General features: G+C 72.3%; 20 protein-coding genes. 5 read left to right on the top strand and 15 right to left on the bottom strand.

All coding sequences use genetic code 11. The annotated features are described in order from the left end of the window. Positions 1 to 430: 430 nt before the first annotated feature. Complete coding sequence (locus tag SACTE_RS10785; protein ID WP_226995157.1) at positions 431 to 3,385, top strand: BTAD domain-containing putative transcriptional regulator; 2,955 nt, start codon at positions 431 to 433, stop codon at positions 3,383 to 3,385. Positions 3,386 to 3,428: 43 nt separating this feature from the next. Here the strand turns inward: SACTE_RS10785 and SACTE_RS10780 are convergent, their stop codons facing one another. From SACTE_RS10780 to hemA, 11 genes are all read right to left on the bottom strand, one after another. Then, positions 3,429 to 3,620 (bottom strand): hypothetical protein, encoded by a 192-nt coding sequence (locus SACTE_RS10780; protein WP_014046064.1) that lies wholly within the window; start codon positions 3,618 to 3,620, stop codon positions 3,429 to 3,431. 101 nt (positions 3,621 to 3,721) lie between these two features. After that, positions 3,722 to 4,381, bottom strand: coding sequence for a hypothetical protein (locus SACTE_RS10775; RefSeq protein WP_014046063.1), 660 nt, complete (start codon positions 4,379 to 4,381; stop codon positions 3,722 to 3,724). Next, positions 4,378 to 5,649: a M20 family metallopeptidase gene (locus SACTE_RS10770; RefSeq protein ID WP_014046062.1), complete on the bottom strand. Its 1,272-nt coding sequence runs from the start codon at positions 5,647 to 5,649 to the stop codon at positions 4,378 to 4,380. The genes SACTE_RS10775 and SACTE_RS10770 overlap by 4 nt, the downstream gene beginning before the upstream one ends. Continuing rightward, a complete protein-coding gene (locus SACTE_RS10765) occupies positions 5,646 to 6,920 on the bottom strand; it encodes a PLP-dependent aminotransferase family protein (protein WP_014046061.1) in 1,275 nt (424 codons plus the stop codon). The genes SACTE_RS10770 and SACTE_RS10765 overlap by 4 nt, the downstream gene beginning before the upstream one ends. A gap of 53 nt (positions 6,921 to 6,973) precedes the next feature. Then, entirely contained in the window at positions 6,974 to 8,233 is a 1,260-nt protein-coding gene (locus tag SACTE_RS10760; protein ID WP_014046060.1) for an MFS transporter, read from the bottom strand. Further along, complete coding sequence (locus SACTE_RS10755) at positions 8,230 to 9,228, bottom strand: NADP-dependent oxidoreductase (RefSeq protein ID WP_014046059.1); 999 nt, start codon at positions 9,226 to 9,228, stop codon at positions 8,230 to 8,232. The genes SACTE_RS10760 and SACTE_RS10755 overlap by 4 nt, the downstream gene beginning before the upstream one ends. A gap of 59 nt (positions 9,229 to 9,287) precedes the next feature. Next, a complete protein-coding gene (locus SACTE_RS10750; RefSeq protein ID WP_014046058.1) occupies positions 9,288 to 11,210 on the bottom strand; it encodes a phenylacetate--CoA ligase family protein in 1,923 nt (640 codons plus the stop codon). Further along, on the bottom strand, positions 11,207 to 12,415 hold the full coding sequence (locus tag SACTE_RS10745) for an ATP-grasp domain-containing protein (RefSeq protein WP_014046057.1): 1,209 nt from the start codon (positions 12,413 to 12,415) through the stop codon (positions 11,207 to 11,209). Before SACTE_RS10745 ends, SACTE_RS10750 begins: the two co-directional genes overlap by 4 nt. Continuing rightward, positions 12,412 to 13,371: a 3-oxoacyl-[acyl-carrier-protein] synthase III C-terminal domain-containing protein gene (locus SACTE_RS10740; protein WP_014046056.1), complete on the bottom strand. Its 960-nt coding sequence runs from the start codon at positions 13,369 to 13,371 to the stop codon at positions 12,412 to 12,414. Before SACTE_RS10740 ends, SACTE_RS10745 begins: the two co-directional genes overlap by 4 nt. Further along, positions 13,359 to 14,240: a TauD/TfdA family dioxygenase gene (locus tag SACTE_RS10735; protein ID WP_014046055.1), complete on the bottom strand. Its 882-nt coding sequence runs from the start codon at positions 14,238 to 14,240 to the stop codon at positions 13,359 to 13,361. Before SACTE_RS10735 ends, SACTE_RS10740 begins: the two co-directional genes overlap by 13 nt. 35 nt (positions 14,241 to 14,275) lie before the next feature. Then, positions 14,276 to 15,496 (bottom strand): 5-aminolevulinate synthase, encoded by a 1,221-nt coding sequence (gene hemA, locus SACTE_RS10730; RefSeq protein ID WP_014046054.1) that lies wholly within the window; start codon positions 15,494 to 15,496, stop codon positions 14,276 to 14,278. Positions 15,497 to 15,647: 151 nt separating this feature from the next. Here hemA and SACTE_RS10725 point away from each other — a divergent pair, with 151 nt between their 5' ends. Both SACTE_RS10725 and SACTE_RS10720 read left to right on the top strand, forming a co-directional pair. Further along, positions 15,648 to 17,879 (top strand): ATP-dependent RecD-like DNA helicase, encoded by a 2,232-nt coding sequence (locus tag SACTE_RS10725; protein ID WP_019993753.1) that lies wholly within the window; start codon positions 15,648 to 15,650, stop codon positions 17,877 to 17,879. A gap of 197 nt (positions 17,880 to 18,076) precedes the next feature. Further along, positions 18,077 to 19,375: a citrate synthase gene (locus tag SACTE_RS10720; RefSeq protein WP_014046052.1), complete on the top strand. Its 1,299-nt coding sequence runs from the start codon at positions 18,077 to 18,079 to the stop codon at positions 19,373 to 19,375. Between the two features lie 515 nt (positions 19,376 to 19,890). Here the strand turns inward: SACTE_RS10720 and SACTE_RS10715 are convergent. The 4 genes from SACTE_RS10715 to SACTE_RS10700 form a co-directional block, all read right to left on the bottom strand. Then, positions 19,891 to 22,254, bottom strand: coding sequence for a heavy metal translocating P-type ATPase (locus SACTE_RS10715; protein WP_014046051.1), 2,364 nt, complete (start codon positions 22,252 to 22,254; stop codon positions 19,891 to 19,893). Positions 22,255 to 22,416: 162 nt separating this feature from the next. After that, positions 22,417 to 22,722 (bottom strand): heavy-metal-associated domain-containing protein, encoded by a 306-nt coding sequence (locus tag SACTE_RS10710; protein WP_014046050.1) that lies wholly within the window; start codon positions 22,720 to 22,722, stop codon positions 22,417 to 22,419. A gap of 148 nt (positions 22,723 to 22,870) precedes the next feature. Beyond that, positions 22,871 to 23,062, bottom strand: coding sequence for a hypothetical protein (locus SACTE_RS10705; RefSeq protein ID WP_014046049.1), 192 nt, complete (start codon positions 23,060 to 23,062; stop codon positions 22,871 to 22,873). 233 nt (positions 23,063 to 23,295) lie between these two features. Beyond that, positions 23,296 to 24,222, bottom strand: a complete 927-nt coding sequence (locus SACTE_RS10700; RefSeq protein ID WP_014046048.1) for a sugar phosphate isomerase/epimerase — start codon at positions 24,220 to 24,222, stop codon at positions 23,296 to 23,298. Between the two features lie 116 nt (positions 24,223 to 24,338). Between SACTE_RS10700 and iolC the strand changes: the two genes are divergently transcribed. Both iolC and SACTE_RS10690 read left to right on the top strand, forming a co-directional pair. Beyond that, a complete protein-coding gene (gene iolC, locus SACTE_RS10695; RefSeq protein WP_014046047.1) occupies positions 24,339 to 25,382 on the top strand; it encodes a 5-dehydro-2-deoxygluconokinase in 1,044 nt (347 codons plus the stop codon). Then, positions 25,379 to 26,272 carry a hypothetical protein gene (locus tag SACTE_RS10690; RefSeq protein WP_014046046.1) on the top strand — a complete coding sequence of 298 codons (894 nt, stop codon included), beginning with the start codon at positions 25,379 to 25,381 and terminating at the stop codon, positions 26,270 to 26,272. The genes iolC and SACTE_RS10690 overlap by 4 nt, the downstream gene beginning before the upstream one ends. The last annotated feature ends 10 nt before the right edge of the window (positions 26,273 to 26,282 follow it).

Here is a 26,282-nt window from a genome sequence, read left to right as displayed (position 1 = left end):
CCACGTCGCGGCGCCGAAGGGCCGGGCTCCGCGCCGCCCTGGCGGGTGACCACCGTCATCCGCCAGGGCGGATCCGCTCGCAGGACGCCGCCGGCCCCGGCGGCCCACCCGGGCACCACCGACCGCGCTGACACGTGCTACGGCGGGCCCGCACATGAGGGGCCGCCAGGTGCGGGCCGCCGCAGCCGGCGTCCGACGCGCACAGGGCGCCGTTCTCGCTGGGACCGGCGTCCCAGCTTCCATCTGTCCAGATCGACGGGCCGGAACCACCGACCTCGCAGGGGCCCTGCGAGAGGTGCCGTCAGGCCCACACACGGGGCGAGGCATGCATACAGAAGGCACGGAACCAGAAGCGGCGTCCGGAGCGAGAGGTCCGTGTTTCCGGATCCTCGGACCGCTGGAGGCCTCGGTCGACGGGGCGAGGCTCTCGTTGGGAGGTGCCGTCCAGGAGCGGGTGCTGTCCGTCCTGCTCCTGGAGCCCGGCCGGGTGGTGCCCATGCCGCGCCTCGTCGAGGCGGCCTGGGGGGACGATCCGCCGGCGACCGCCTCCCACCAGGTCCGCAAGGCCGTCTCGGACCTGCGGCGCCGCATCCCCGGTGACGGGGTCATCTCCACCGAGGGCAGCGGCTACCGCATCACCGTGACCGCCGCGCAGCTCGACCTGCTGGAGTTCAACGACCGGATCAGGGCCGCCGAACAGGCCCTGCGCGAGGACCGGCGGCCGGAGGCCGCCGCCGAACTGGAGGCCGCGCTCGCGCTGTGGCACGGCGCCGTCCTCTCCGGCCAGGGCGGCTCGGTCATCGAGTCGGCGGCCACCGCGCTGGAGGAACGCCGGCTGGTGGCCACGGAGGAGCTCTTCGACCTGCGCCTGGGACTCGGCCTCAGCAGCGAACTCGTGGCCGACCTGCGGACCGTGGTCTCCGCACACCCGCTGCGCGAGACCTTCCACGGGCAGCTCATGCTCGCCCTGTACCGCACGGGCCGGAAGGCCGAGGCGCTGAACGAGTACGCCCGGATCCGCGAGTTCCTCGCCGACCAGCTCGGCGTCGACCCCGGCCCGCCGCTGACCAGGCTCTACGAGGACATCCTGCGCGACGAGCCCGGACTCGTGCTGCCGCAGCCGCCCACGGCCGCCGTCCAGGAGAGCCCGCCCGCCCCGCCCGCCCGGATCTGCACCCTGCCCCAGCCGCTGACCGACTTCACCGGCCGTACCAAGGAGGTGGCCGAGCTCCTGCGCTGCGTCGACGCGGCCGACGGCTCCGACGCCCGGTCCGCCCGGGTGGTGGCCGTCGACGGCATGGGCGGTTCGGGGAAGACCTCGCTCGCCGTGTGGGCCGCCCACCAGCTCGCCGACCGGTTCCCCGACGGACAGCTCTACGTGGACCTGCGCGGGTTCACCCCGGGCGAGCAGCCGCCGGTGTCGCCCGGTACGGCACTGGACCACCTGCTGCGGTCGTTCGGCGTCAGCGACGAGCGCATCCCCAGCGACACCGAGGCCCGGGCCAACCTGTGGCGGGCCACGGTGGCGGGCCGCCGGTTGCTGCTGCTCCTGGACAACGCGGCCCACGCCGAACAGGTGACCCCGCTGCTGACCGCGTCCCCGGGCTGCCTGGTGCTGATCACCAGCCGTTCCAGGCTCCTGGACCTCGACGGCGTCAGCTGGGTGTCCGTCGGCCTGATGACGCCTCAGGACAGCGCCGCCCTGGTCGCCGCGACCCTCGGCGCGGACCGGGTCGAGGCCGAACCCGAGTCGGCGGCCGAGCTGGCCGAGCTCTGCGGCCACCTGCCCCTCGCCCTGCGCATCGCCACCGCCCGGCTGCGCAACCGCTCCTCCTGGACCCTGCGCTACCTCGCCGAACGGCTCCGCGACGAGACCCGCAGACTCGACGAACTCCGTTCCCCGCAGCGCAGCGTGGCCGCGACCCTGCACCTGTCCTACATGGCGCTGGACGTGCGCCAGCGCGCCGCCTTCCGCACCTTCGGGCTCCACCCGAGCACCGGCATCGACGTCCACTCGGCGGCCGCGCTGCTGGGGACCGACGTCCACGACGCGGAGTCGACCCTGGAGTTCCTGCTCGACATGCGGCTGGTGCAGCAGCCGGGGGTCGGCATCTACACCCTGCACGACCTGGTACGCACCTTCGCCCGGAGCCTGTGCGGCCCGGCGACGGCGGAGCAGGACGCGGCGGCGGTCGAGCGGCTGCTCGGCTACTACCTCACGGCGACGGACGTGGCCTGCCAGATCCTCTTCCCCGGCCGCGAGCAGCGCGGCACCGGCATCCCCGCGCACGAGGGCAGCCTGCCTCCCTGCCCGGACGCCGAGGCGGCCCGAGCCTGGTTCGACCGCGAGCACGGCGGACTGCTGGCGGCCGTCTCGCTGGCGGAGCTGCACGGCCTGCCGCGCCACACCGTCTGCCTCACCCGCAACCTCAGCTTCCACCTCAACGCCCGTGGGCAGTTCGACGACCTGTGGAACGTCTGCCGGACCGCGCTGGCCGCCGTCCGCGGGCTGGACGACCCCCAACTGCTCTGCGTCACCCTGGCGAACGTCGGGGTGGCCTGCTGGAAGGTGGGCCGGTTCGAGAGCGGCCTGGAGGCCGCGCAGGAGGCCAGGGACGTGGCCGTCGCTCTCGGCGACCGGCACATCCAGGCCCACAGCGAATCGACCATCGGACTCCTCACCTCGATGCTCGGCCGGTACGAGGAGGCGCTGACACTGCTGAGCGAGGCCGTCGCCCGGTCCGCGAAGCTGGGCGCCGGCCGCGCCGAGGCGGAGGGCCTGTCCACGCTGAGCACGCTGTACGAGAAGTGGGGCCGGTACGCCGAGGCCGCCGAGACCGCCCGCCGGTCCCTGGAGATCAGCCGGTCCATCGGCTACCACGCCAACCTGATCATGTCGCTGACGGACCTGGCCTTCGCCCAGGTGGGGCTGGGCGAGCTGGAGGAGGCGGACGAGAACCTGGCGCAGGCGCGGCGGCTGAGCGAGCTGCGCACCGCTCCGGGGGACGTCGGCCTGGTGCTCGCCCTGTCCGCCCGGGTGGCGCACGCGCGGGGCAGGACCACCGAGGCCGAGGGATTCGCGGTGCGCGCCCTGGAGCTGGCCCGTACCGGCGCGACCCCGGTACGGCTGGCGGAGGTGGAGAACCTCATCGGCCATCTTCGGTGCGCGCTGGGCGACCACCAGTCGGCCGTGGTGCTGCACCGCCATGCCCGTCAGGCGGCCGTGGAGATGGGGTTCCGCTCGGAGGAGGCGTCCGCGCTGGCCGGTCTCGCCCAGGCGCTGGAGGCACTCGGCGACACGGAGACCGCCGACGGGTACCGCGCCGAGGCGGCCCGTCTCTACGCGTTCATGGGCGTCCGCAGTCCGCGGACCGTCTACGCCTGAGCCCGGGGACTGCGGCGGGCGCCGGACGGCGCCGGCCGGCGGTTCAGGGGCTGACGGGCGGCGTGGCGGGGCCGGCGTTGGTGGCGAGCACCACCGTGGTGCCGTCCGCGCCGCCCTCGGGCAGGCCGTGGCCGGTGACCACCGTGAGCGCCAGTCCCGTCATCATGAGGGCCGCGATCACGCCGGCGACGCCGCGTGCGGTCCGGACCGGGTTCCCGCTCAGGTTCTCGCTCATTTTTCCGCTCCTGTGAAGGTCTGTGGGACGTGGTGGGCGGGTCCGGTTCTTTCGGCCCGCTCTCGATGGATCCCAAGGTGCCCGGAGCCGTTCCCACGCCGTTACCGCGTCGTTCCCGGCCCCAGGGAAGCGACCAGGAACGGTGTTCCCGACATCTCCAGCGGGCGGGGACCCAGGGCGGTGAGCGCCACACTCGTCCGCATCCCGCCCGATTCGTGCCCGACGAGGTCCAGCAGAGCCCGGACCGTCTCCCGCACACCGACGCGCACCGACTCCCCGAAGGGCACCGGGGATTCGGGCCAGGTGATGTCCAGCAGGAGGTGCATGCCGGCCACGGACACCGTGTCGACGTGGCACACCGGTGCCTGGTCGTCACCGGCCGGGCCGGGGCGCCGGGCCGGGCCCTCGTCCAGGAGCCGACGCAGCTCGGCCCGGTCCGGCGGCCACGTCCCGGTCCGCTCCGGCGCGGGGACGAGGTCGCGCAGGACGTCGAGCACGGCCGGTTCGGCGTCGCCGCCGCACAGGACGAAGTCGAAGCCGTGGCCGGCGCGTTCGTCCGCCGCCAGTTCCCGGAGCGTCCGGGCCGGGTCCTCGCCGGCGGTCAGCGTCCGCTCCGGCGGCACGCCGCCGTCCTCCCCGTACGAGGTGCCGGCGGTCCCGGTACGGCGGAGTGCCCAGGCCTCCAGCCCGGTGTCCGAGACGGCACGGACCAGCCCGGCGTCGGGGGTCAGCAGCAGGACTCTGCGGGGCTTGCGCATCATGACCGTCTCATTCGTCGTCCGGCCTCGCCGGACGGGTCGGATTCCCGGGAGCGTCCGGGGCCGGAGCCGTGCAGGTGTCCGGCGGCCAGCGCCGCGTAGACGGCGGCCCCGGCGCCGAGCACCGACTCGTCGAAGTCGGCGAGCGGGGAGTGGTTGTCGGGTGCCGTACCGGGGTCGGCCCCGGGAGGCGTGGCGCCGAGGAAGACCATCGCCCCGGGCACCTCGTCGACGACCCGGGAGAAGTCCTCGGAACCGGTCATCGGCCGGGCCAGGGTCTCGTAGCCGTCCCCGCCGAACAGCTCGGCGACGGTGCGGGCCACGGTGTCCACCTCGCCCGGGTCGTTGACGGTCACCGGGTAGAGGGGGCGCCAGCACACCTCGGCCTCCACGCCGTGCGCCGCGGCCACACCGCGGCACGCCTCGGTCAGGGTCCGCTCGGCGCGGGCCCGGGCCTCGGGGGAGAACGTACGGACCGTGGTCTCGAAGACCGCGGTGTCCGGGATGATGTTGTTCTGGGTGCCGGCGTGGAAGGAACCGGTCGTCACCACGACGGGGTCGAAGACGTCGAACGCCCGGGTGACCCTGGTCTGCATCGCGAGGACCATCTCGCAGGCCACCGGTACCGGGTCCATGGCCATGTGGGGCATCGCCCCGTGCCCGCCCGCCCCGCGGACCGTGACGTACAGGTTGTCGACCGCGGCCATGGTCGGACCGCCCCGGGCGCTGAACCGGCCCGAGGGCCGTCCGGACGCGGTGACGTGCAGGGCGTAGGCGGCCACCGGCCGGGTCCCCGACGCGTCCAGGACGCCCTCGTCCAGCATGTACCGCGCGCCGTCGTACCCCTCCTCGCCGGGCTGGAACATCAGGACGACGTCGCCGGCCAGCCGGTCCCGGTGGTGGGCGAGCAACCGCGCGGCACCGGCCAGCATCGCGGTGTGCAGGTCGTGTCCGCAGGCGTGCATGGCGCCGTTGTCCGAGGCGAAGGCCAGCCCGGTGCGCTCGGCCACCGGCAGCGCGTCCATGTCGCCCCGCAGGAGCACGGTCGGACCGGGCCTCGCGCCGCGCAGCACCGCGGTCACGGAGCTGAGCCGCCGTCCGGTGGTGATCTCCAGCCCCAGCCCGTCCAGGGACCGGAGCACGGCCTCCTGGGTGTGCGGCAGGTCCAGTCCCACCTCGGGGCGGGCGTGCAGGGTCCGCCGCAGGCGGACCAGGTCGTCCTGGACGCCCCGCGCGTCGTCCAGCAGACCGTCGGTCGGGCGGCCGGTCATCGCGCCACCGCCTCGCTCAGCCGGGAGGCACGGCCACCGGCCGCCTCGTCCCGGATCACCTCGGACAGCCGCCGCACACCCTCCCGGACCTGGCCGGCGGTGGGGTAGGAGTAGGAGAGCCGGACGTTCCGCCCGCCGCCCCGGGTGTGGAACCCGGTGCCCGGCACGTAGGCCACCCCGCCGTCGACGGCGCGCGGCATCATGGCGCGGGCGTCCAGCCCGGCCGGCAGGGTCAGCCAGACGAAGAACCCTCCGGCGGGCACCGTCCAGGACACCCCGTCCGGCATGGTGGCGGCCAGCTCCTCCAGCATCGCGTCCCGTCGGCCGCGGTACAGGCTCCGGGCGACGTCGAGGTGGCCCTGCCAGGACCGGGTGTCCAGGAACCGGCTCACCGCCCGCTGGGCCAGCTTCGAATGGGAGAGCATCGCGCTCTCCGCGGCGAGGACCAGCTTGGCGGTGACGGCGCGCGGCGCACGGGCCCAGCCCACCCGCAGTCCGGGTGCGAGGGTCTTGGAGAACGAGCCCAGGTAGACCACCCCGTCCGGGGCGTCGGCGCACAGCGCCCGGTGCGGTCGCTCGCCGAAGTGCAGCAGCCCGTACGGGTTGTCCTCGACGAGCAGGACGCCGGCCCGCCGGCAGATCTCCAGCACCTCGGCCCGGCGGTCCGCGCCGAGGACCCGACCGGTGGGGTTGTGGAAGGTCGGCACCGTGTAGAAGAACGTGGCCGGGCGTCCCTCGGCGGCGAGCAGGGCGAAGGTGTCGGCCAGTGCCTGCGGGACCACCCCGTCGCGGTCCATGGCGACCTCGACGACCCGGGCCTGGTGCGCGGCGAAGGTGCTCAGGGCGGTGACGTAGGTCGGGCCCTCCGTCACCACGGTGTCCCCCGGGTTCACGAAGACGCGGGTCACGAGGTCGAGCGCCTGCTGCGACCCCACCGTCACCAGCACCTCGTCGGGCGTCGCCCCGATGCCCTCGGCCGCCATGACCCGGCAGATCTGCTCGCGCAGCACCGGGTCGCCCTGCGCGGAGCCGTACTGGAGGGCGCTCGCCCCCTCGGCGTCGAACACCTCCTGGAGGACCTCGCGCAGCGCCTGGGCGGGCAGCGCCTCCGGGCTCGGCATCCCCCCGGCGAGCGAGACGACGTCCTCCCGGGCGGCCATCGAGAACAGGGCCCTGGTCTCGGAGGGCACCATCTGGTGCGTCCGGTCGGCGAAGTGCAACGGCGGTGCCGGGACCGTGTCCAGGGGCGGGGTCGGCTGGAACGAGAGCATGACGTCTCCTGAGGGCTTGGGGGCGGCGAGGGGCGCGGCGGTCGGGCGGGCGGTCAGGCGGGGGTCAGCTCCTGCCGCGGCTCGGCCTCGTCCTTCGCCGGGACGGCGGTCCGGGGGCGGAAGCGGAGCGCGGCCCAGACCCCGCACACCGCGAACGGCACCAGCAGGGCGGCGACGGCCAGGAAGGCGGCGGTGAGCGACTGCCGGGCGGCCAGTCCCAGCACCGGCATCAGCGCGGCGGTCCCCAGACCGATCGCCAGCAGCCGCAGCGAGGCCATCTTCGCCTTGTCCAGCGGGCCGGCGTGCTGTTGGAGCAGCGTCAGGAGCAGGGTGATGCCGTTCAGGTTGGCGAAGCCGGCCAGGAAGAACCCGACGTAGTGCAGGGCCGGAGCGGTGGTGAAGGCGAGCCCCAGGGCGATCACCGCCTGCATCGACACCCAGAGCGGAAGCAGTGCCAGACGCACCGTGTACCGGGTGAAGAAGGTCGCCACGATCATCCCGGCGCCCAGCGTGCCCTCCAGGGCCGAGACCGCCCACGGCTGCCCGCCGTGCCAGGCGTCGACGAGCGGCACCACCAGGGTGGACAGGCTGTACGAGTACACGAAGTCGCCCGCGCACATCAGGACCATGCCGAACACCACGACCTCGTGGCGGTGCCTGCTGAAGAGTCCGGCCCAGTCCCGGAGCATGTCCGGCAGCGCCGACCGCAGGGTGCTGTTCCGCAGCCGCCCCACCGACTCCTGGCGGGGTGCCCGCAGCCGCGAGACGACCAGCGCCGCCACCAGGGAGACCGCCACGTCGACCAGCAGGGCCTGGGTGGCCGTGCCGACCATCAGGACCAGGCCGAGCGCCGCCATGCCGATCAGGCTGCCCGCCTGGATCGCGATGCCGATCAGGCTGTTGAAGGCCACGGCGCGGTCTCCCGCGATGTGGTGCGCGGTGAACTTGAAGAAGGCGGTGCGCTGGACGTTGTCGAAGACGGCCAGGAACACGGCGGCCGTGCCCACCACGGTCACCACGCCTCCGTCGCCCGTGGCGAGGGTCACCGTGATGACGCCCACGGTCGTGGCCCGCAGAAGGCTGCAGAGCACGTAGACGGTCCTGGAGTCGAAGGCGTCGACCAGCGGCCCGGAGAAGGGGAGCACCGCCACCGCCCCCAGCCCCTGGAGGGCGAAGATCATGGCGAAGGCCTGGGCGTCCCCGGTGTGCTGGAACAGGGTCTGCCCGAGTGCCAGGGTGTACAGGCCCATCCCGATGCTCGACACGAGCATCGAGCCGAGCATGGTGCGCGCCGTGGTGTCCCGCAGGATCATGACGTCGCCACCCGGACCGTCGCCTTGCCGGTGTTGCCACCGGCGAGCATCCCCAGGAAGGCGTCGACGATCCCGTCGAACCCCTCGGTGACCGTGTGCCGGTCCGTGACCGCGCCGGAGGCCAGGGCGGGCAGCAGCAGCTGCTCCAACTCCTCCTGCGCGTCCCGGTGGTTGCGGACCAGGAAGCCCTCCAGCCGGACGCTCTTCTCGACCAGGTCGAACAGGTTGCGCGGCGCGGGGGGCGGCTCCGTCGCGTCGTACTGGGCGATCGCGCCGCACCAGGCGATCCGCCCGAACTCGCGCATCGCCCCGATCGCGGCCTCCAGGTGCTCCCCGCCCACGTTGTCGACGTACACGTCGATGCCGTCCGGCGCGGCCTTCGCCAGCTGCTCGCCGAGCCGGCCCGCACGGTGGTCGAACGCGGCGTCGAAGCCCAACTCCTCGGTGAGCAGGCGGACCTTGGCCGGCGAGCCGGCGCTGCCGACCACACGGCCGGCCCCCATCAGCCGGGCGAGCTGCCCGGCCGCACTGCCCACGCCGCCCGCCGCCGCGGAGACGTAGACCGTCTCACCGGGGACGAGCCGGGCGATGCGGCTGAGGGCGACATGGGCGGTGAGACCGGTGCCGCCGAGGATCCCGAGGTAGGTCTCCGGCGGTACGCCGGGGGTCTGCGGCAGGACGCGTACGTCCTCCGGGTCCACCACGGCGTGGGTGCGCCACCCCTGCCGGTGGAAGACCAGGTCGCCCTCGGCCAGCGCGTCGGTGCGGGAGTCGGTCACCCGGCCGATGGACCGGCCCTCCAGCGGGGTGGACAGCTCCCATTCGGCGTCCATGTTCTCCCGCATGTACGGGTCGACGGAGAGGAGGACGTTCTCGACGAGCGCGGTGCCCGGCCGCGGGACCGGTACCGGCTCCTCGGTGAAGGCGAACTCGGCGCCGGTCGGGCGGCCGCGCGGGCGGCTCACCTGCTGGACGAAGCGTGCCGTCTGTGACATCAGGGGACTCCAGGGGTGTGCGGGGAGTGACAGGGGAGAGGGCCGGGACGAGAGGTGGGTCAGTCCAGCCGGCGGTCGATCACGGTCCGGATCTTGCCGCTGACGGGGTTGCGGTCCAGCGCGCCCTCGGGGTGGCACTCGACCACGAGCTCGAACAGCCGCAGCCCGTCGTCGTAGAAGTGCTCGCCGCTCAGCGCCGGGAAGGCCTCGGTGAGGGCGGCGTGCAGGACGGCCGGGTCCAGCTCCTCGCGCGACTCGGTGCGCAGCACCAGCGTCTCGGTGCCCTCCCGGGTGGACAGCTCCGCCTGGAGCTGGGACACCCGGAACTCCTCCAGCGCGGCGAGCATCTCGCCGTAGTACACGGTCATCGACTTGAACTTCAGCTGCCCGTCGCTGCGCCCGAGGTACTCCAGCACCCGGCCGGACACCCCGCAGGGGCAGTCGCGTTCGGTCACCCGCCCCATGTCGCCGATGCGGTAGCGGATCAGCGGCCCCTCGAACTTCTGCATCGCGGTGATCAGCAGGTGCCCGGTCTCCCCGTCCGGCAGGGGGGCGCCGTCCTCGTCGACCACCTCGACGAGGTTGTAGTCGTCGTTGACGTGGTGCAGCGTGCCGCCCAGCCGGTCGCACTGGTACCCGATCTGCGCGCCGTCGTTGGCCGCCAGGATGCTGGTGATGGACCGTGTGCCGAGCTCGTCGCGCAGCCACTGCTTGTCGGACTCGGTCATCGGCGTGCCGCCGTAGACGACCTTGTCGAGCCGCAGACCGGGATCCCTGCGCCGGGCCTCGCGGAGCAGGGGCAGGACCACCGCGGGCTGGCCCAGCAGGACGTTCACCGAGAAGTCGCGGACCAGCATCAGCATCAGGTCGGCGGTGACCTGCTGGCCGGCGGAGAACGCCTCCACCCGCATCCGGGACAGCTCGCTGGCGGTGGTCATCAGGCCGCCGTACAGACCGCCCCCGACCAGTGCGTTCAGGACCCGGTCCCCGTTGTGGACGCCGAGGGCCCGCAGCAGCGGGATCGCCTCGCGGACCATGTTCTCCCAGTCGGTCCGTGCGTACACGATGTACCGGGGCTCCCCGCCGGAGGCGCCGCTGCGCAGGACCTCGCCGCTGGGCACGGCGCCGCTGGACATGGCCCGGCCGCGGGGCAGCGACTCGGCCTCCAGCACCGCCTTCTCCAGGACGGGCAGCCGGGCCAGGTCGGCGACACCGTCGACCCGCGGCAGATCCCGGTAGTGGGCCGTGCGGCGGGCCATCCCGACGAGGTAGCGGAGCCGGGCGTCCATCCGCGAGGCCCGGTCGGGGTCGGCCCGCCGCGCGGCGTCCAGCGAGGTGCCGGCCAGGTAGACGGAGGTGAACAGCTCCCGGAACCAGGGCGAGCGGCAGTCCAGGTCCGCGACCGGTGCCTGCGGGCCCGGCCGGCCGGGCGTCGGCCGGATACGGACCGAGGGCACCCCGGGACGCACGGCTCCCGCGTACAGCTCGTCCGACGGGGTGACCGCGTCGGACGAGAGGACCACCAGGTCGGGGACCGTGACCACCGTGCCCTCGGCGTCGGTCCCGGGCGCCGCCACCTCGGCCGCGGGCAGCGGGAACCCCGGCTCGCGCAGCACCTCGAAGACGGAGCGCCACAGTGCGGGGCGGGAGGTGCGGACGAGGACCGTGTTGCCCATCGCCCAGGACAGCAGCAGGCCCCGGAGCGTGTTGCCGGCCCGGGTGTCGTCCAGGACGACACGGCCCACCGGCGTCTGCTCCCAGACGTCGCCGGTGTCGGTGAGCGGGCGCCAGGGGAACTGGCTCAGACCGCCGAGCGCCTCGTCGAGCGCCTGGGCCAGCGCGTCGGCGTCCAGCAGGGCGCCGAGTTCGAGGAGGTCGGCCTCCTTCAGGACCCGGGCCACCGGGGACGCCGTGTCGGTGGCCAGGTCCCGCTGGACGTGGTCCACGGCCAGCAGGAGGTCGGTCGGGTGGTGGCGGGTCATGCGGCGCTCCCCAGTTCGGCGGGCACACGGGTCCCGGAGACGACGGTGATGCCGTTCGCGCAGGCGCGCAGGAACCGGCCCAGCTCCTCGGCGTCGGTGTGCGAGGCCTCGATGAACACGGGGCACTCCCATTCCTGATAGGTGATGTGGCCGGGCAGCGGGCGGTCGGGCGGCAGGACGTACAGCCGGTCCACGCAGGGGTGGTCCGCCAGTCCCTCGGGCAGCGTGACCTCGGCGGTCCCGGCGGGGAGGTGGTGGCCGGGGAAGGCCAGCCAGCCGTGGTACCGGCCGCTGGGCTCGGCCGACGGCGGACGCTCCAGACCCAGCCGTACGGCGATCTCGTGGGACGGCAGGTGGACGCCCGAGTACCGCTCGTGGGCGGTGACCACACCGGCGCCGCCGACCCGGTTGGCGACCTCCAGGAAGACCAGCTCGTCGTCGGCCGTGTGGAAGGCCTCCAGGTGGACGCAGCCCTCCTCGACACCGAGGGCGAACGACACCTCCCGGGCGAGGTCGCGCTGTGCCTGGGTCAGGGGGATCTGGTGCGAGCCGAGCGGCAGCCCGCCGGCGAACTCCACCGGCTTGTTGACGTACCGGCTGGCGGCCAGCTCCAGGAACCGGCCGTCCTGCATCAGCCCGTCGATGTGCAGGATGTCGCCCTCGATGTGCTCCTCCAGCTGGTAGCTCCCCGGGTCGGGCAGCTTGCGGTAGGCCGAGAGGGCCTCCCGGGCGGTCTCCAGCACCATGACGCCCTCGCTGGACGCGCCGGAGCGGGGCTTGAGCACGGTCTTCCCGCTCCAGGGCAGCGGCCCGCAGGCGGGGGGCGCCTCCACGAAGCGGGGATGGCGGATCCCCGACCCGGCCAGCGCCTCCTTCATCCGGACCTTGTCCCGGACGAGCTCGACGCGGGCCGGCGACGGACCGGGCAGCCCCAGGTGGCGGCGGATGTGCACCGCCTCCAGAATCCCGAACTCCGAGAGCGACAGCACCTTCTCGTAGCCGTCGGACGGCTGCACCCGGGCCGTCACACCGGCCACCAGGTCGTCGTGCTCGGCCAGCGGGATCCGCGAGCAGCGCAGGTCGCCGGGGATCTGCCGCAGCGACACGGGCCGGCCCACGTACGTCACGTCGTGCCGGTCGTGGTCGATGCCGAGGTGGTAGGAGATCTTGCGGTAGGGCACCTGATGGATCACGAGAATCTTCATCCGGAGTACTCCAAGGCTGTGACGCCCCAGCTGAATCCCATGGCACTGGTGGCCAGCAGGACCAGGTCCCCCTCACGGAGCTTCTTCTCCTCCATGAGGTCGTCCAGGGCGATCAGGGTGTCGGCTCCGCCCATGTGGCCGAGCCTTCCGTAGTTGAAAACGCTGCGTTCGGCGGGGATGCCGAGCGTGGTCAGCAGACGTTCGTGCATCCCCTTGTCGCCCTGGTTGACCAGGAACCAGGCGACGTCACCGACGGTCCGTCCGGTCGCCGTCAGCGTCTCGTCGACAAGACGGGTGAAGTTCTCCACGTAGGCGGTGGCGAGACCCCGCCGGTGCGCGCCCCGCCGGATGACGACCCGGCCGTCGCGCCACTCGCCCTGGTAGTAGTCCGACCACCGGGGATCCGTGCGCATCGCCGAGTGGAGGACCCGGAAAGCAGGATCGTCATCCGCCAGCAGTACCGCCGCGCCCGCATCACCGAAATTGAAGAGCGCCTTGGAGTCCGGGTCACCGTAGTCCACCATCCTGCTCAGGCGGTCCCCGAGGAGAACCAGCGTGTACGCGCCGTGCCTGCTCCCGGCGGACTCGGCCGCCAGCCGGATCGCGGTCAGGCCGGCGTTGCAGAAGTTCGTGAGCTCGTAGCAGTGCGCGTTCCTGATGCCGAGTTCGTCCGCCACCTTGGCGGCCGGCGACCAGAACGGGACGTCCCACTCGCCGCACCCCGCGTAGATCACCTCACGGACGGCCGACCGGTCGGTCCCCAGCCGGTCCAGCAGCCGGGAGGCCGCCCGCAGAGCCAGCCCCGACGCGGTCTCGCCGTCGGCGAGGACCGGGAACGACTCGGTGTGGGTGATGGCCGCGAGGTCCGCGACGGGCACACCCGAGACCTGGTGCATGTCCCGGATGTCCGCCGTCGCGGACGGGAAGCACACGTCGAAGTCGACTATGCCGCCCACGGATCCCTCGCCTCGATGCTCACGCGGTGCACGGTGCGGTCGACGCCGGGCTCGACCGCGGTCGCCGCGTGGTAGGTCAGCTCGCACTTCCACACCACCAGGTCACGCGGGGTCCACCGGTGCGTGTACACGTGCTCCGGGTCCTGGATGAGCCGGTTGAGCAGGGCGAAGAACTCCTCGTTCTCGTTGGCGTCGAAGCCGATCACCCGCTCCATGTACTCCGGCGCCCCGTAGACGTAACGGCGGCCGGTCGTGGGGTCGGTCTTGACCAGCGGGTGCTGGACCGGCGGGTACTGCTCCTCCACCAGCGCCTTGAACTCCGCGATGGACAGCCCCGCGTGCTCGGCGGAGATGCGCTGGCGCTTGGCGACGGTGTGCACCGCGATGCGCCCCTCGATCCTCTCCTTCCACTCCTCGGGCAGGCGGTCGTAGACGTCGGCCGCGTTGGCGTAGAGGGTGTGGCCGCTGGTGCCCGGGACGTCGATGCCGTGCAGCATCGTGTAGGGCGGCGCGTCCTTCTGGTAGGAGGAGTCCTGGTGCCAGAAGTTGCCGACCCGGGCCACCCCGATCGCCATGTCGTTCTTCTTGGCGTTGGAGGAGATCATGATCTCCGCGTGCTCCGGGTGGCGGTACTTCGCCATCAGGAAGGGCTTCGGCCGGCCGATGCGGCTCGCCAGCTCGATCTGCTGCTCCGAGGTGATGTCCAGGGAGCGGATGACGACCAGCTCCCGCTCGTGCAGCAGCGTGCTCACCTTGTCCCAGAGCACGGGGTCCTGGAGGTCCTCGTAGGTCACCCCGGTCATCTCCGCGCCGATGAAGGGCGTGAGGTCGTTGATCCGGATCTCGGTCTCGATCTCGGTCACGGTCATGTTCTGTCGTCTCCTCGGTAAGGAACGGATGGCGTTCAGCTGGGGTCGTCCGCGAGGCACCGCGCGAGCGCCTCGACGAACCGGTCGATCTGCTGTTCCGTGCGGAAGGGCGCGACGGTCACCCGGAAGCGCTCGCCCCCCTTCGGCACCGACGGGAAGTTGATGGGCTGCACGTAGACCGAGAACTCGTCGAGCAGCCGGCGGGAGACGCGCTTGACCCGCGCACCGCCCGGCACCAGGACCGGGACGAGGTGGCTGGGGGCCGGGACGTGGGCGATGCCCGCCTCGGTCAGCCGACGGCGCATCAGCTCCGCGTTGGCGTGCAGGTCCTCGCGGAGCCGGACCCCTTCGGGGCCCCGGATGACCGACAGGCTCGCCAGGGTGGCGTCCAGGGAGGCCCGCGGGATGGTGGTGGTGAAGATGAACCCGGGGGCGTGGGACCGCACGTAGTCCAGCGGGACGTCGGGACCGGCCACATAGCCGCCGGTGGTGCCCACCGCCTTGCCGAACACGCCCTGTACGAAGGTGATCCGGTCCTCGCCGATCGTCTCGCAGACACCGGCCCCCGTGGGTCCCTGGACCCCGATCGCGTGCGTCTCGTCCAGATAGGTCCGCGCGTTGTACCGCTCGGCCAGGTCGCAGATCTCGCGGATCGGCGCGACGTCGCCGTCCATCGAGTACACCGACTCGAAGACGATCAGCTTCGGGCGTTCCAGCGGCTGCGCGGCGAGCGCCAGTTCCAGGTCCGTCAGGTCGTTGTGGGCGAAGATGTGCTTGGCGTTGCCGGAGGTGCGTACACCCTCGATCAGCGAGCGGTGGTTGAGCGCGTCCGAGAAGACCATGGTCTCCGGCTCGGCCCGCAGCAGCGTGGCCAGCGTCTCCACGTTGGCGACGTAGCCGCTGGTGAAGACCAGGGCCCGCTCCTTGGCGTGCCAGACGGCGAGCAGCGCCTCCAGCTCCACGTGCGCCTCGCTGGTCCCCGCGATGTTGCGGGAACCGCCGTTGCCGGTGCCGTGCCGCAGGGTGGAGGCGAGCTGGGCGTGCATCACGTCGCGGTGCTGGCTCATGCCCAGGTAGTCGTTGGTGCACCAGACCTGGATGCGGCGGCCGTGGTGCAGGGCGTGCCCCCGGTCCGCCGCGAGGTAGGAGCAGGCGACGAAGTCACGGTAGAGGCCTTCCGCCTTGAGCTGGTCGAGACCGGCCCGGAGGGCGGCGTACGCCTCCGGGGCCCGGGGCGGATCAAGGGTGGAGATCACTGTGCTGCCCTCTCGGTTCGGGTGACTCGGTCTGGAGACACCATGGGCGTCGCCGTTCCCGATCCGGTCCCCGCTGCTTCCCGCTCCCCGGGCGGTGGCTTCCCGGGCGGCCGGGGGCGAGGTGTCGGTGGCGCCCGATACCGTCACACCCATGTCCCACACGGCCGTGCTGGAAGGCGTCCTGGAGCGCATCACCTACGCCAACGAGGAGAACGGGTACACCGTCGCCCGCGTCGACACCGGGCGCGGGAGCGGCGACCTGCTCACCGTCGTCGGATCGCTGCTGGGCGCACAGCCCGGCGAGTCCCTGCGGATGGAGGGGCGTTGGGCCTCGCACCCGCAGTTCGGCAAGCAGTTCCAGGTGGACAACTACACGACGGTCCTGCCGGCCACGATCCAGGGCATCCGCCGCTACCTCGGCTCCGGCCTGATCAAGGGCATCGGGCCGGTGATGGCCGACCGCATCACCACCCACTTCGGCGTGGACACCCTGGACATCATCGAGCAGCACCCGAAGCGGCTCGTCGAGGTGCCCGGACTCGGCCCGAAGCGGACGAAGATGATCGCCGCGGCCTGGGAGGAACAGAAGGCGATCAAGGAGGTCATGGTCTTCCTCCAGAGCGTCGGCGTCTCGACCTCCATCGCCGTGCGCATCTACAAGAAGTACGAGGACGCCTCGATCTCCGTCGTGCGGAACCAGCCCTACCGGCTGGCCGCCGACGTCTGGGGTATCGGCTTCCTCACCGCCGACCGCATCGCCCAGGCCGTCGGCATCCCGCACGACAGCCCGGAACGGGTCAAGGCGGGCCTCCAGTACGCGCTGTCGCAGTCCACCGACCAGGGGCACTGCTTCCTCCCCGAGGAACGCCTCATCGCGGACGGGGTGAAGCTCCTCCAGGTCGACACGGGGCTCGTCATCGAATGCCTGGCCGAACTGGCCGAGGACCCGGAGGGCGTCGTACGGGAGAAGGTCCCGGGCCCCGAGGACGGGCAGCCCGTCACCGCCGTGTACCTGGTGCCCTTCCACCGCGCCGAGATCTCGCTCGCCACCCAGGTGCGGCGTCTGCTGCACACACCGGAGGACCGGATGCCGGCCTTCGGGGACGTCGACTGGGACAAGGCGCTGGCCTGGCTCGCCCGGCGTACGGGGGCGAAGCTGGCGCCCGAGCAGGAGGCCGCCGTCCGGCTCGCGCTCAGCCGCAAGGTCGCCGTCCTGACCGGCGGTCCCGGCTGCGGCAAGTCGTTCACCGTCCGTTCCGTCGTGGAGCTGGCCCGCGCCAAGCACGCCAAGGTGGTGCTGGCCGCGCCCACCGGCCGGGCGGCGAAGCGGCTCTCGGAGCTGACCGGCGCCGAGGCGTCCACCGTGCACCGGCTGCTGGAGCTGAAGCCCGGCGGGGACGCCGCGTACGACCGGGAACGGCCGCTGGACGCCGACCTGGTGGTCGTCGACGAGGCGTCGATGCTCGATCTGCTGCTCGCCAACAAGCTCGTCAAGGCGGTGGCACCCGGTGCCCACCTCCTCCTGGTCGGGGACGTGGACCAGCTGCCGTCGGTCGGCGCGGGGGAGGTGCTGCGCGATCTGCTCGCGAAGGACGGCCCGGTGCCCTCCGTCCGGCTGACCACGATCTTCCGGCAGGCCCAGCGGTCCGGGGTCGTCACCAACGCCCACCGCATCAACGCGGGGGTCCCGCCGATCACCCAGGGGCTGAGCGACTTCTTCCTGTTCGTGGAGGACGAGACCGAGGACGCGGGGGTGCTCGCCGTGGACGTCGCGGCCCGCCGCATCCCCGCCAAGTTCGGCCTGGACCCCCGCCGTGACGTGCAGGTACTCGCCCCGATGCACCGCGGCCCGGCGGGTGCGGGACATCTGAACGGACTGCTCCAGCAGGCCGTCACCCCGGGCCGCCCCGATCTGCCGGAGAAGCGGTTCGGCGGCCGGGTCTTCCGCGTCGGCGACAAGGTCACCCAGATCCGCAACAACTACGAGAAGGGCGAGAACGGCGTCTTCAACGGCACGGTCGGCGTGGTCACCGCCCTCGACACGGACGAGCAGACGCTGACCGTCCGCACGGACGAGGACGAGGAGATCGGGTACGACTTCGACGAGCTCGACGAGCTGTCCCACGCCTACGCCATGACGATCCATCGCTCCCAGGGCAGCGAGTACCCGGCGGTCGTCGTCCCGGTCACCACCAGCGCCTGGATGATGCTCCAGCGGAACCTGCTGTACACGGCGGTGACCAGGGCGAAGAAGCTCGTCGTCCTGGTCGGTTCGCGCAAGGCCATCGGGCAGGCGGTCCGCACGGTTTCCGCCGGCAGACGCTGTACGGGACTGGCTTTCCGGCTGCGCGGAGGCGCGGCAGGAGACTTCGCGGAAAAATGATCGATCAAAACGGTGGGAAACATCACTACGCCCTTCCGGAACCGGATAAGAGGGGGCAGGATGAGAAAGTTGACGGCACTCAGTGCCGTCGGTAGGTCCAATGGACGACCCCGAGTGCACTCTCCTGAGCCAAATGGGGGAGGGTGGAGACAGTCAGGGCACCTCGAAGAAGAGGCACTACGTCGGTGAGGGATGACGTGAGCGAGCACACCAACAACGCTGTAGTACTGCGGTACGGCGATGACGAGTACACCTACCCGGTGATCGACAGCACCGTCGGCGACAAGGGCTTCGACATCGGGAAGCTCCGGGCCAATACGGGCCTGGTCACGCTGGACAGCGGATACGGCAACACCGCCGCCTATAAATCCGCCATCACCTATCTCGACGGCGAACAGGGCATCCTGCGCTACCGCGGCTACCCGATCGAGCAGCTCGCGGAGAGCTCGACGTTCCTCGAGGTCGCCTACACGCTGATCAACGGCGACCTTCCCAAGGTCGACGAGCTGTCGGCCTTCAAGAACGAGATCACCCAGCACACGCTGCTGCACGAGGACGTCAAGCGCTTCTTCGACGGCTTCCCGCGCGACGCCCACCCGATGGCCATGCTGTCCTCGGTCGTCAGCGCGCTGTCCACGTTCTACCAGGACAGCCACAACCCGTTCGACGAGGAGCAGCGTCACCTCTCGACGATCCGGCTGCTGGCCAAGCTCCCGACGATCGCCGCGTACGCGTACAAGAAGTCGATCGGTCACCCGTTCGTCTACCCGCGCAACGACCTCGGTTACGTCGAGAACTTCCTGCGCATGACCTTCTCGGTCCCGGCCCAGGAGTACGTGCCGGACCCGATCGTCGTCTCGGCGCTCGAGAAGCTGCTCATCCTGCACGCGGACCACGAGCAGAACTGTTCGACCTCCACCGTGCGTCTGGTCGGCTCCTCGCAGGCCAACATGTTCGCCTCCATCTCCGCCGGCATCTCGGCGCTGTGGGGCCCGCTGCACGGTGGCGCCAACCAGTCGGTGCTGGAGATGCTGGAAGGCATCCAGGCCAACGGCGGCGACGTCGACTCCTTCATCCAGAAGGTCAAGAACAAGGAGGACGGCGTCCGCCTGATGGGCTTCGGCCACCGGGTGTACAAGTCCTTCGACCCGCGCGCCAAGATCATCAAGGCCGCGGCCCACGACGTCCTCTCCTCGCTCGGCAAGTCCGACGAGCTGCTGGACATCGCGCTCAAGCTGGAGGAGCACGCGCTCTCCGACGACTACTTCGTCTCGCGCAACCTCTACCCCAACGTGGACTTCTACACGGGCCTGATCTACCGGGCCATGGGCTTCCCGACCGAGATGTTCACCGTGCTCTTCGCGCTCGGCCGCCTCCCCGGCTGGATCGCTCAGTGGCACGAGATGATCAAGGAGCCGGGTTCCCGCATCGGCCGCCCGCGCCAGATCTACACCGGCGAGGTCCTGCGCGACTTCGTCCCCGTCGAGAGCCGCTGAGGCCCGACCGCCGGTTCCGGCCCGCCGGGACCACCGGGCCCTGAGGGTCCACTGCCTTCGCCCCGCGTACCGCGCTCGCCCATGGAGTGCGGTGTCCGGGGCGATTCGGCGTTCCGGGCAGGTCGGCCACGGCTGCCGGCAGGGCCGCACCACGCGAGAAGCGCCCCGCCCGCCGATCCCCCCACGGGTCGACGGACAGGGCGCTTCCCATATCCCGGAGCGGATTCCCCCCACGGGATCCGGCCGGGCGTCTGCGAGGGAGCCGAGGCTCCCAGGTGTCCTGCGATGGCGCGTATTCAGTTCGGTCCCGCTGTGCGATCTGCCGGGGTACGTACGCACGGGAGGGCCGCTCAAAGCTCCCCGGTGCACGTGCCCCGGCCAACGCTTGCCCGGAGCGTCCCCCAAGACACTCCGCCGGACGTCCCCCAAGACATCCTTGGCATCGCACTCTTAGACTCACCAACCCACCGGATGGTTACCCTCGAATCGGTGTGATCTAAGTCTCTTTGTAGTAATTATGTGAAGGAGCGCAGCCGTAGGCTGTTCGTCACGACGAATACCGACGAAAACGCCATCGCCGCACCCGCGATCATGGGGCTGAGCAGCCCGAACGCAGCCAGAGGCAGTGCGGCCACGTTGTAGCCGAAGGCCCAGAAGAGGTTGCTTCTGATGGTCGACAGCGTACGCCTCGACAGCCGGATGGCGTCAGCGGCCACCTTGAGATCTCCACGAACCAGCGTCAGGTCGCCCGCTTCGATCGCCGCGTCCGTCCCTGTGCCCATCGACAGACCCAGATCGGCCACGGCCAGCGCCGCCGCGTCGTTGACCCCGTCACCGACCATCGCCACCGACCGGCCCTCGGCCTGGAGGCGCCGGACGACGTCCACCTTGTCCTCGGGCATGACCTCCGCGTAGACCTCGTCGATCCCGACCGCGCGGGCCACGGCGTCCGCGACGGCCTGGTTGTCGCCGGTGAGCAGGATCGGCCGCAGCCCCAGGGCGCGCAGCTCCGCGACGGCGTCCGCGCTGCTGTCCTTCACCGCGTCGGCGACCTCCAGCACCCCCCTGGCCGTGCCGTCCCAGGCGACCGCGATCGCGGTGCGCCCCTGGGCCGCGGCGTCCGTCATCGCGTCGGACAGGGAGGGCGGCAGGCCGATCCCCGCGTCGGCGAGCAGCTTGGGCCGGCCGGCCAGCACCTCGTGGCCCTCGACCGTCCCGCGTACCCCGAGGCCGGGGACGTTGGTGAACGACCCGGGTGCGGGCAGCTCCCCGGCGATGCGGTCGGCGGCCCCGGCGGCGACGGCCTGGGCGATCGGGTGCTCGGAGGCGTGCTCCAGGGCGCCCGCGAGGCGCAGGACGTCTGCCTCGCTCGTACCGGCCGCGGTGTGCACGGCGCCGAGGGTCATGCGGCCGGTGGTGATCGTGCCCGTCTTGTCGAGGACGACCGTGTCCGCCCGGCGCGTGGTCTCCAGGACCTCGGGGCCCTTGATGAGGATGCCCAGCTGGGCGCCGCGCCCGGTGCCGACCATCAGGGCGGTGGGCGTGGCGAGTCCGAGGGCGCAGGGGCAGGCGATGATCAGTACGGCGACCGCCGCGGTGAACGACGCGGTGACGTCGTCGGTGACGAGCAGCCATGTGACCAGCGTGCCCAGGGCGATCAGCAGCACGACGGGCACGAAGACGGCGGAGACGCGGTCCGCGAGGCGCTGGGCGGCGGCCTTGCCGCTCTGGGCGTCCTCGACGAGCTTCGCCATCCGGGCCAGCTGGGTGTCCGCTCCGACCCGGGCAGCCTCGACGACCAGCCGGCCCGAGACGTTGAGCGTGGCACCGGCGACGAAGTCACCGGGGGCGGTGTCCACGGGTACGGACTCCCCGGTGAGCATCGAGGCGTCCACGGCCGATGACCCCTCGACGACGGTGCCGTCCGTGGCGATCTTCTCGCCGGGCCGGACGACGAAGTGGTCCCCGACGGCGAGCCGGCCCACCGGGACGCGCACCTCCCTGCCGTCGCGCAGGACCGTGACGTCCTTGGCGCCCAGGTGCATCAGGGCGCGCAGGGCGGAACCGGCCCGGCGCTTGGACCGGGCCTCCAGGTAGCGGCCCAGCAGGATGAAGGTGATGACTCCGGCGGCGACCTCCAGGTAGATGGTGGAGGAGGGGTCCGAGCGGGAGACGGTGGCCTCGAACCCGTGCCGCATCCCCGCCATCCCCGCGTCGCCGAGGAAGAGCGCCCACACCGACCAGCCGAACGCGGCGAGGGTGCCGACCGACACCAGGGTGTCCATCGTCGCCGCGCCGTGCTTGAGGTTCGTCCAGGTGGCGCGGTGGAAGGGCAGTCCGCCCCAGACGACCACGGGGGCGGCGAGCGTGAGGGAGAGCCACTGCCAGTTGTCGAACTGGAGGACGGGGACCATGGCCATCAGGACCACCGGCACGGCGAGCGCCACGGAGACCAGCAGGCGCTGCCGCAGCGCCGCCAGCGCGCCGGCGGCGCCGCGGTCGGCGGCGTCCTGGGCGGTGGTGCGGTCGTCCTCGGCGGCACCGGCCTCCTCGCCGGGGGTGCTCGCGCGGGACGCCGTCGTGTCGGCGCGGGTCCCCGGGGCGGCCGGCGGTGGTGCGGGTGCCGCCCGGGGGACGGGTTGCGCGGTGTAGCCGGTCCGTTCGACGGTGGCGACGAGGTCGTCGAGCGTCGTCCCGGCGGCGAACCGCACGCGGGCCTTCTCGGTCGCGTAGTTGACGGTGGCGGCGGTGACGCCGTCCATGCGGTTGAGCTTCTTCTCGACGCGGGCCGCGCACGAGGCGCAGGTCATCCCGCCGATCGTCAGCTCCGCCTCGGAGGTCTCCGCCGTCGGGGCGTCGGCTGTGGTGGTGCCTGCCATGTCCGGACTCCTGGGGTGGACGCGGTCCGGGCCGCCTCCTCACCGGCGTCCGCTCGCGCGGATCTCCCGATGACGGAACCGGCCCGGCGGGTGGGGGGGAAGGGGTGCGGGCCCGGGAGGGGGCCGTGCCGCCGGGGGCCGGGGTACCCGGGCCCGGCTCCCTCAGGCCCGGCCCACGAGCTCGTAGCCGGCCTCGTCGACCGCGGCACGCACGGCCTCCTCGGGCAGCGCGGCCGCGGAGGTGACGGTCACCCGGCCGCTCGACGCCTCGGCCGTGACGGAGGTGACGCCCTCCAGCCCGGAGATCTCCTCGGACACGGCGCCCTCGCAGTGGCCGCAGGTCATGCCCGTCACCTCGTACACCGTGGTGACGCCGTCGGCCGGGGCGTCCGCCGCCCCGTCGTGGCAGGAGCCGGTGGACGAGCAGCAGGAGCCGGCGGTCGGGGCGGTCTCGGTCTCGGCGGTCATGGTGTTCTCCTCTTCGCGGGCACACAGGGACGGGCGCGAGGGGTCACCGGAAAGGCCGGTGTGCCCTCACTACGTCCATACTATACCCCTAGGGGGTATCAATGTCGTATGTCGTCGCCCCGGGCGGCCGTTCGCGGGAGGGCGTGCGTCACCGGCCCCGGTTGCTCGGCCGGGACGCGATCCAGGCGTGGACCGTGTCCTCGTACCAGTAGGGCTTCCCGTGCCGGACGGCGTCGGGTGCCGGCAGCAGGCCGTGCTTCCGGTACGAGCGGACGGTGTCCGGCTGGACCTCGATGTGCGCGGCAATGTCCTGGTACGACCAGAGCTTCCTGTCCGTCATGGATGACACCTCTCCGTACCTCCGTGCCCTGTACACCGTGTTCTCTGTTCCGTTGAACGAGGGGGCCGTCGGACGGGCAGGGGCCGTCGCAAGCCTGTGACACAAACCCGACGGAATGCGCACATGCGTGACACGTGCGTGACGGGCGGGGCAGCTGTGCGCGGAGTGACGGGAGGGGTGGGGGAGCCGGGAGAGGAGCGGGCGCGTCGGGAGGGAAAGGCGGGACCGGAGGGTCAGGCGGTGGGGCGGGCGGGGCCGCAGGTCCGGAGGAACGCGCGGGTGCGGCGGGCGATGGGCAGCGGCCGGTCGGGCGGGCAGGGGTACATGTCCTGCTCGACGATGGCGAACAGGTCCTTGCCCAGGGCGCGTGCGGCGTCCAGGACCGGTTCCAGCGGGGGTACCCCGCCGGGCGGCTCGCACATCACCCCGCGCGCCACCGCCGGCCCGAACGGCACGCCGTGCGCGACGACATCGGCGAGGACCACGGGATCGACCTGCTTGAGGTGCAGATAGCCGACGCGCTCGCCGTACGTCTCGATCAGCTTCACGCTGTCGCCGCCGCAGTACGCGTAATGGCCGGTGTCGAGGCAGAGCGAGACCAGATCCGGGTCGGTGGCGTCGAGGAAGCGGTTGACGTTCTCCTCGCCGTCGATGTGCGTGTCCGCGTGCGGGTGCACCACGATCCGCAGCCCGTAGCGGTCCCGCACCTCGCGGGCCAGCCGCTCCGTCTGCGTCGTGAGGTCGCGCCACTGCGCAGCCGTGAGCGTACGGTCCTCCAGCACCTCGCCCGTCCTGTCGTCCCGCCAGAACGACGGGATGACCACCAGGTGCCCGGCGCCCATGGCCTGGGTGAGTGCCGCGTTGTCGGCGACATGTGCCCAGGTCCGGTCCCAGACGTCAGGGCCGTGGTGCAATCCCGTGAAGACGGTCCCCGCCGAGACGGCGAGACCCCGCCGGGCGGTCTCGTCCCGGAGCCGCGCGGGGTCGGTCGGCAGGTAGCCGTACGGGCCGAGCTCGATCCACTCGTAGCCCGCCTCCGAGACCTCGTCCAGGAAGCGTTCCCAGGGCACCTGTCGCGGGTCGTCGGGGAACCACACCCCCCACGAATCGGGTGCCGAGCCGATGCGGATGCCGACCGGAGACGGTGCGAAGGAGGTCATATCGCCCACTTTCCTGGCCTCTTGAGGGGGTGTCAAGGGTTCCTCCGAATGTCCGGACAAAGTGTTGACAGGGTTCCTGGGTAGGGCTAGACCTGGGGCCAGTCGAAGGGATGTGTATGCCTGAGCCGTACGACGTGATCACCATGGGCCGGATCGGTGTGGACATCTACCCGTTGCAGACCGGTGTACCGCTGGCCCGCGTCGAGACCTTCGGGAAGTTCCTCGGCGGTTCACCGGCCAACGTCGCCGTGGCCGCGGCCAGACTGGGCCGACGCGTCGCCGTGATCACCCGGACCGGCCGCGATCCCTTCGGCGACTACCTCCACCACGCCCTGGCGGAGTTCGGTGTGGACGACCGGTGGGTGACCCCCGTCGCGGAGTACCCGACGCCGGTCACCTTCTGCGAGATCTTCCCGCCGGACGACTTCCCCCTCTACTTCTACCGGCAGCCCAAGGCGCCCGACCTGGAGATCCGCGGGGGCGAACTCGACCTGGACGCCGTGCGCGAGGCCCGCGTCTTCTGGATGACCGGCACCGGACTGTGCGCCGAACCCAGCCGCACCGCGACCCTCACCGCCCTCCGCGCCCGCAGCGCGGCACCGGGCGGCGCGACCCCGCGGGCCACCGTCTTCGACCTGGACTGGCGCCCCGTGTTCTGGGGCGGGGGGAGCGACGCCGACGGCCCCGCCTCCTCGGCGCCCGCCCATTACCGCGAGGCGCTCGGCCACGCCACGATCGCCGTCGGCAACGTCGACGAGTGCGAGATCGCCACCGGCGAGCGCGAACCGTACGCCGCCGCCCGCGCCCTGCTGGCCGCCGGTGTGGAGCTCGCCGTCGTCAAACAGGGGCCCGCCGGTGTCCTCGCCGTCCACCGGGACGGCACCTCGGCCGAGATCCCGCCCCTGCCGGTGGACGTGGTCAACGGGCTGGGCGCCGGGGACGCGTTCGGCGGCGCCCTGTGCCACGGGCTGCTCGCCGGCTGGGACACGGCACGCGTCATGCGGTACGCCAACGCGGCCGGCGCCATCGTCGCCTCCCGCCTCGCCTGTTCCTCGGCGATGCCCTTCCCCCACGAGGTCGAACAGGCCCTCGCCGACGGTGCCGTGCCGGAGGCGGCGGCGCCGGCCCGTGCGACGGGCCCGTCCGGGACCGTCCGGTGAGCGCGCCCGCCGCCGAGAGCGTCGGCGACCTCGTCCGGCTCCGGGCCCACCGCCCCGAAGCCGTCGCCGAGGCCGCCGAGGCCCGCAGCAGGCGGCCTCTCCTCGGATCCTCCGGGCGGCTGATGATCATCGCCGCCGACCATCCGGCGCGCGGCGCGCTGGCCGTCGGCGACGACGCCTACGCCATGGCCGACCGCTTCGACCTGCTGCGCCGGCTCCGGCTGGCGCTCTCCCGCCCCGGGGTCGACGGTGTGCTGGCCGGAGCCGACGTCCTGGAGGACCTGCTGTTGCTCGGCGCCCTGGAGGGCAAGGTCGTCCTCGGGTCCATGAACCGCGGCGGCCTCGCCGGGGCCGCCTTCGAGCTCGACGACCGCTTCACCGGCCACCGCCCCGCCGACCTCTTCCGCCGGCGCTTCGACGCGGGGAAGCTCCTGCTGAGGATCGACCACGGCGACCCCGGCTCGCTGGAGACCCTGCACACCGCCGCCCGCACCGTGGACGAGATGGCCGCCCTCCGGCTGCCGGTGTTCGTCGAGCCGTTCCTCTGCCGCCGTACAGACGACGGCGGACTGCGCACCGACCTGACACCCGAGGCCGTCGCCACCTCGATCGCCGTCGCCTCCGGCCTCGGCGGCACCTCCGCCTACACCTGGCTCAAGGTCCCCGTCACCGACGACCCCGACGACATGGCCCGGGTGATGCGGGCCTCGACCCTGCCCGCGGTCCTGCTCGGCGGCGAGGTCGGAGGCGACCTGGACCAGGCGTACGAGAAGTGGCGCACCGCGCTGCGGCTGCCGACCGTCCGGGGGCTGGTCGTCGGGCGCTCGCTGCTCTATCCGGCCGACGGGGACGTGGCCGCCGCCGTCGACACGGCCGTCGGACTGCTGTGAGCGCGGGACC

The organism is Streptomyces sp. SirexAA-E (genome assembly GCF_000177195.2).
Classification (GTDB): Bacteria; Actinomycetota; Actinomycetes; order Streptomycetales; family Streptomycetaceae; genus Streptomyces; species Streptomyces flavovirens.
Note: the sequence above shows the minus strand (reverse complement) of the source record. Positions and strands in the feature narration are given on the sequence as shown.

Excerpts from the sequence above, each read along its gene's own strand:
- SACTE_RS10780 (WP_014046064.1), bottom strand. The coding sequence starts at position 3,620 with ATGAGCGAGAACCTGAGCGGGAACCCGGTCCGGACCGCACGCGGCGTC.
- SACTE_RS10775 (WP_014046063.1), bottom strand. The coding sequence starts at position 4,381 with ATGATGCGCAAGCCCCGCAGAGTCCTGCTGCTGACCCCCGACGCCGGG.
- SACTE_RS10770 (WP_014046062.1), bottom strand. The coding sequence starts at position 5,649 with ATGACCGGCCGCCCGACCGACGGTCTGCTGGACGACGCGCGGGGCGTC.
- SACTE_RS10765 (WP_014046061.1), bottom strand. The coding sequence starts at position 6,920 with ATGCTCTCGTTCCAGCCGACCCCGCCCCTGGACACGGTCCCGGCACCG.
- SACTE_RS10760 (WP_014046060.1), bottom strand. The coding sequence starts at position 8,233 with ATGATCCTGCGGGACACCACGGCGCGCACCATGCTCGGCTCGATGCTC.
- SACTE_RS10755 (WP_014046059.1), bottom strand. The coding sequence starts at position 9,228 with ATGTCACAGACGGCACGCTTCGTCCAGCAGGTGAGCCGCCCGCGCGGC.
- SACTE_RS10750 (WP_014046058.1), bottom strand. The coding sequence starts at position 11,210 with ATGACCCGCCACCACCCGACCGACCTCCTGCTGGCCGTGGACCACGTC.
- SACTE_RS10745 (WP_014046057.1), bottom strand. The coding sequence starts at position 12,415 with ATGAAGATTCTCGTGATCCATCAGGTGCCCTACCGCAAGATCTCCTAC.
- SACTE_RS10735 (WP_014046055.1), bottom strand. The coding sequence starts at position 14,240 with ATGACCGTGACCGAGATCGAGACCGAGATCCGGATCAACGACCTCACG.
- SACTE_RS10725 (WP_019993753.1), top strand. The coding sequence starts at position 15,648 with ATGTCCCACACGGCCGTGCTGGAAGGCGTCCTGGAGCGCATCACCTAC.
- SACTE_RS10715 (WP_014046051.1), bottom strand. The coding sequence starts at position 22,254 with ATGGCAGGCACCACCACAGCCGACGCCCCGACGGCGGAGACCTCCGAG.
- SACTE_RS10710 (WP_014046050.1), bottom strand. The coding sequence starts at position 22,722 with ATGACCGCCGAGACCGAGACCGCCCCGACCGCCGGCTCCTGCTGCTCG.
- SACTE_RS10705 (WP_014046049.1), bottom strand. The coding sequence starts at position 23,062 with ATGACGGACAGGAAGCTCTGGTCGTACCAGGACATTGCCGCGCACATC.
- SACTE_RS10700 (WP_014046048.1), bottom strand. The coding sequence starts at position 24,222 with ATGACCTCCTTCGCACCGTCTCCGGTCGGCATCCGCATCGGCTCGGCA.
- iolC (WP_014046047.1), top strand. The coding sequence starts at position 24,339 with ATGCCTGAGCCGTACGACGTGATCACCATGGGCCGGATCGGTGTGGAC.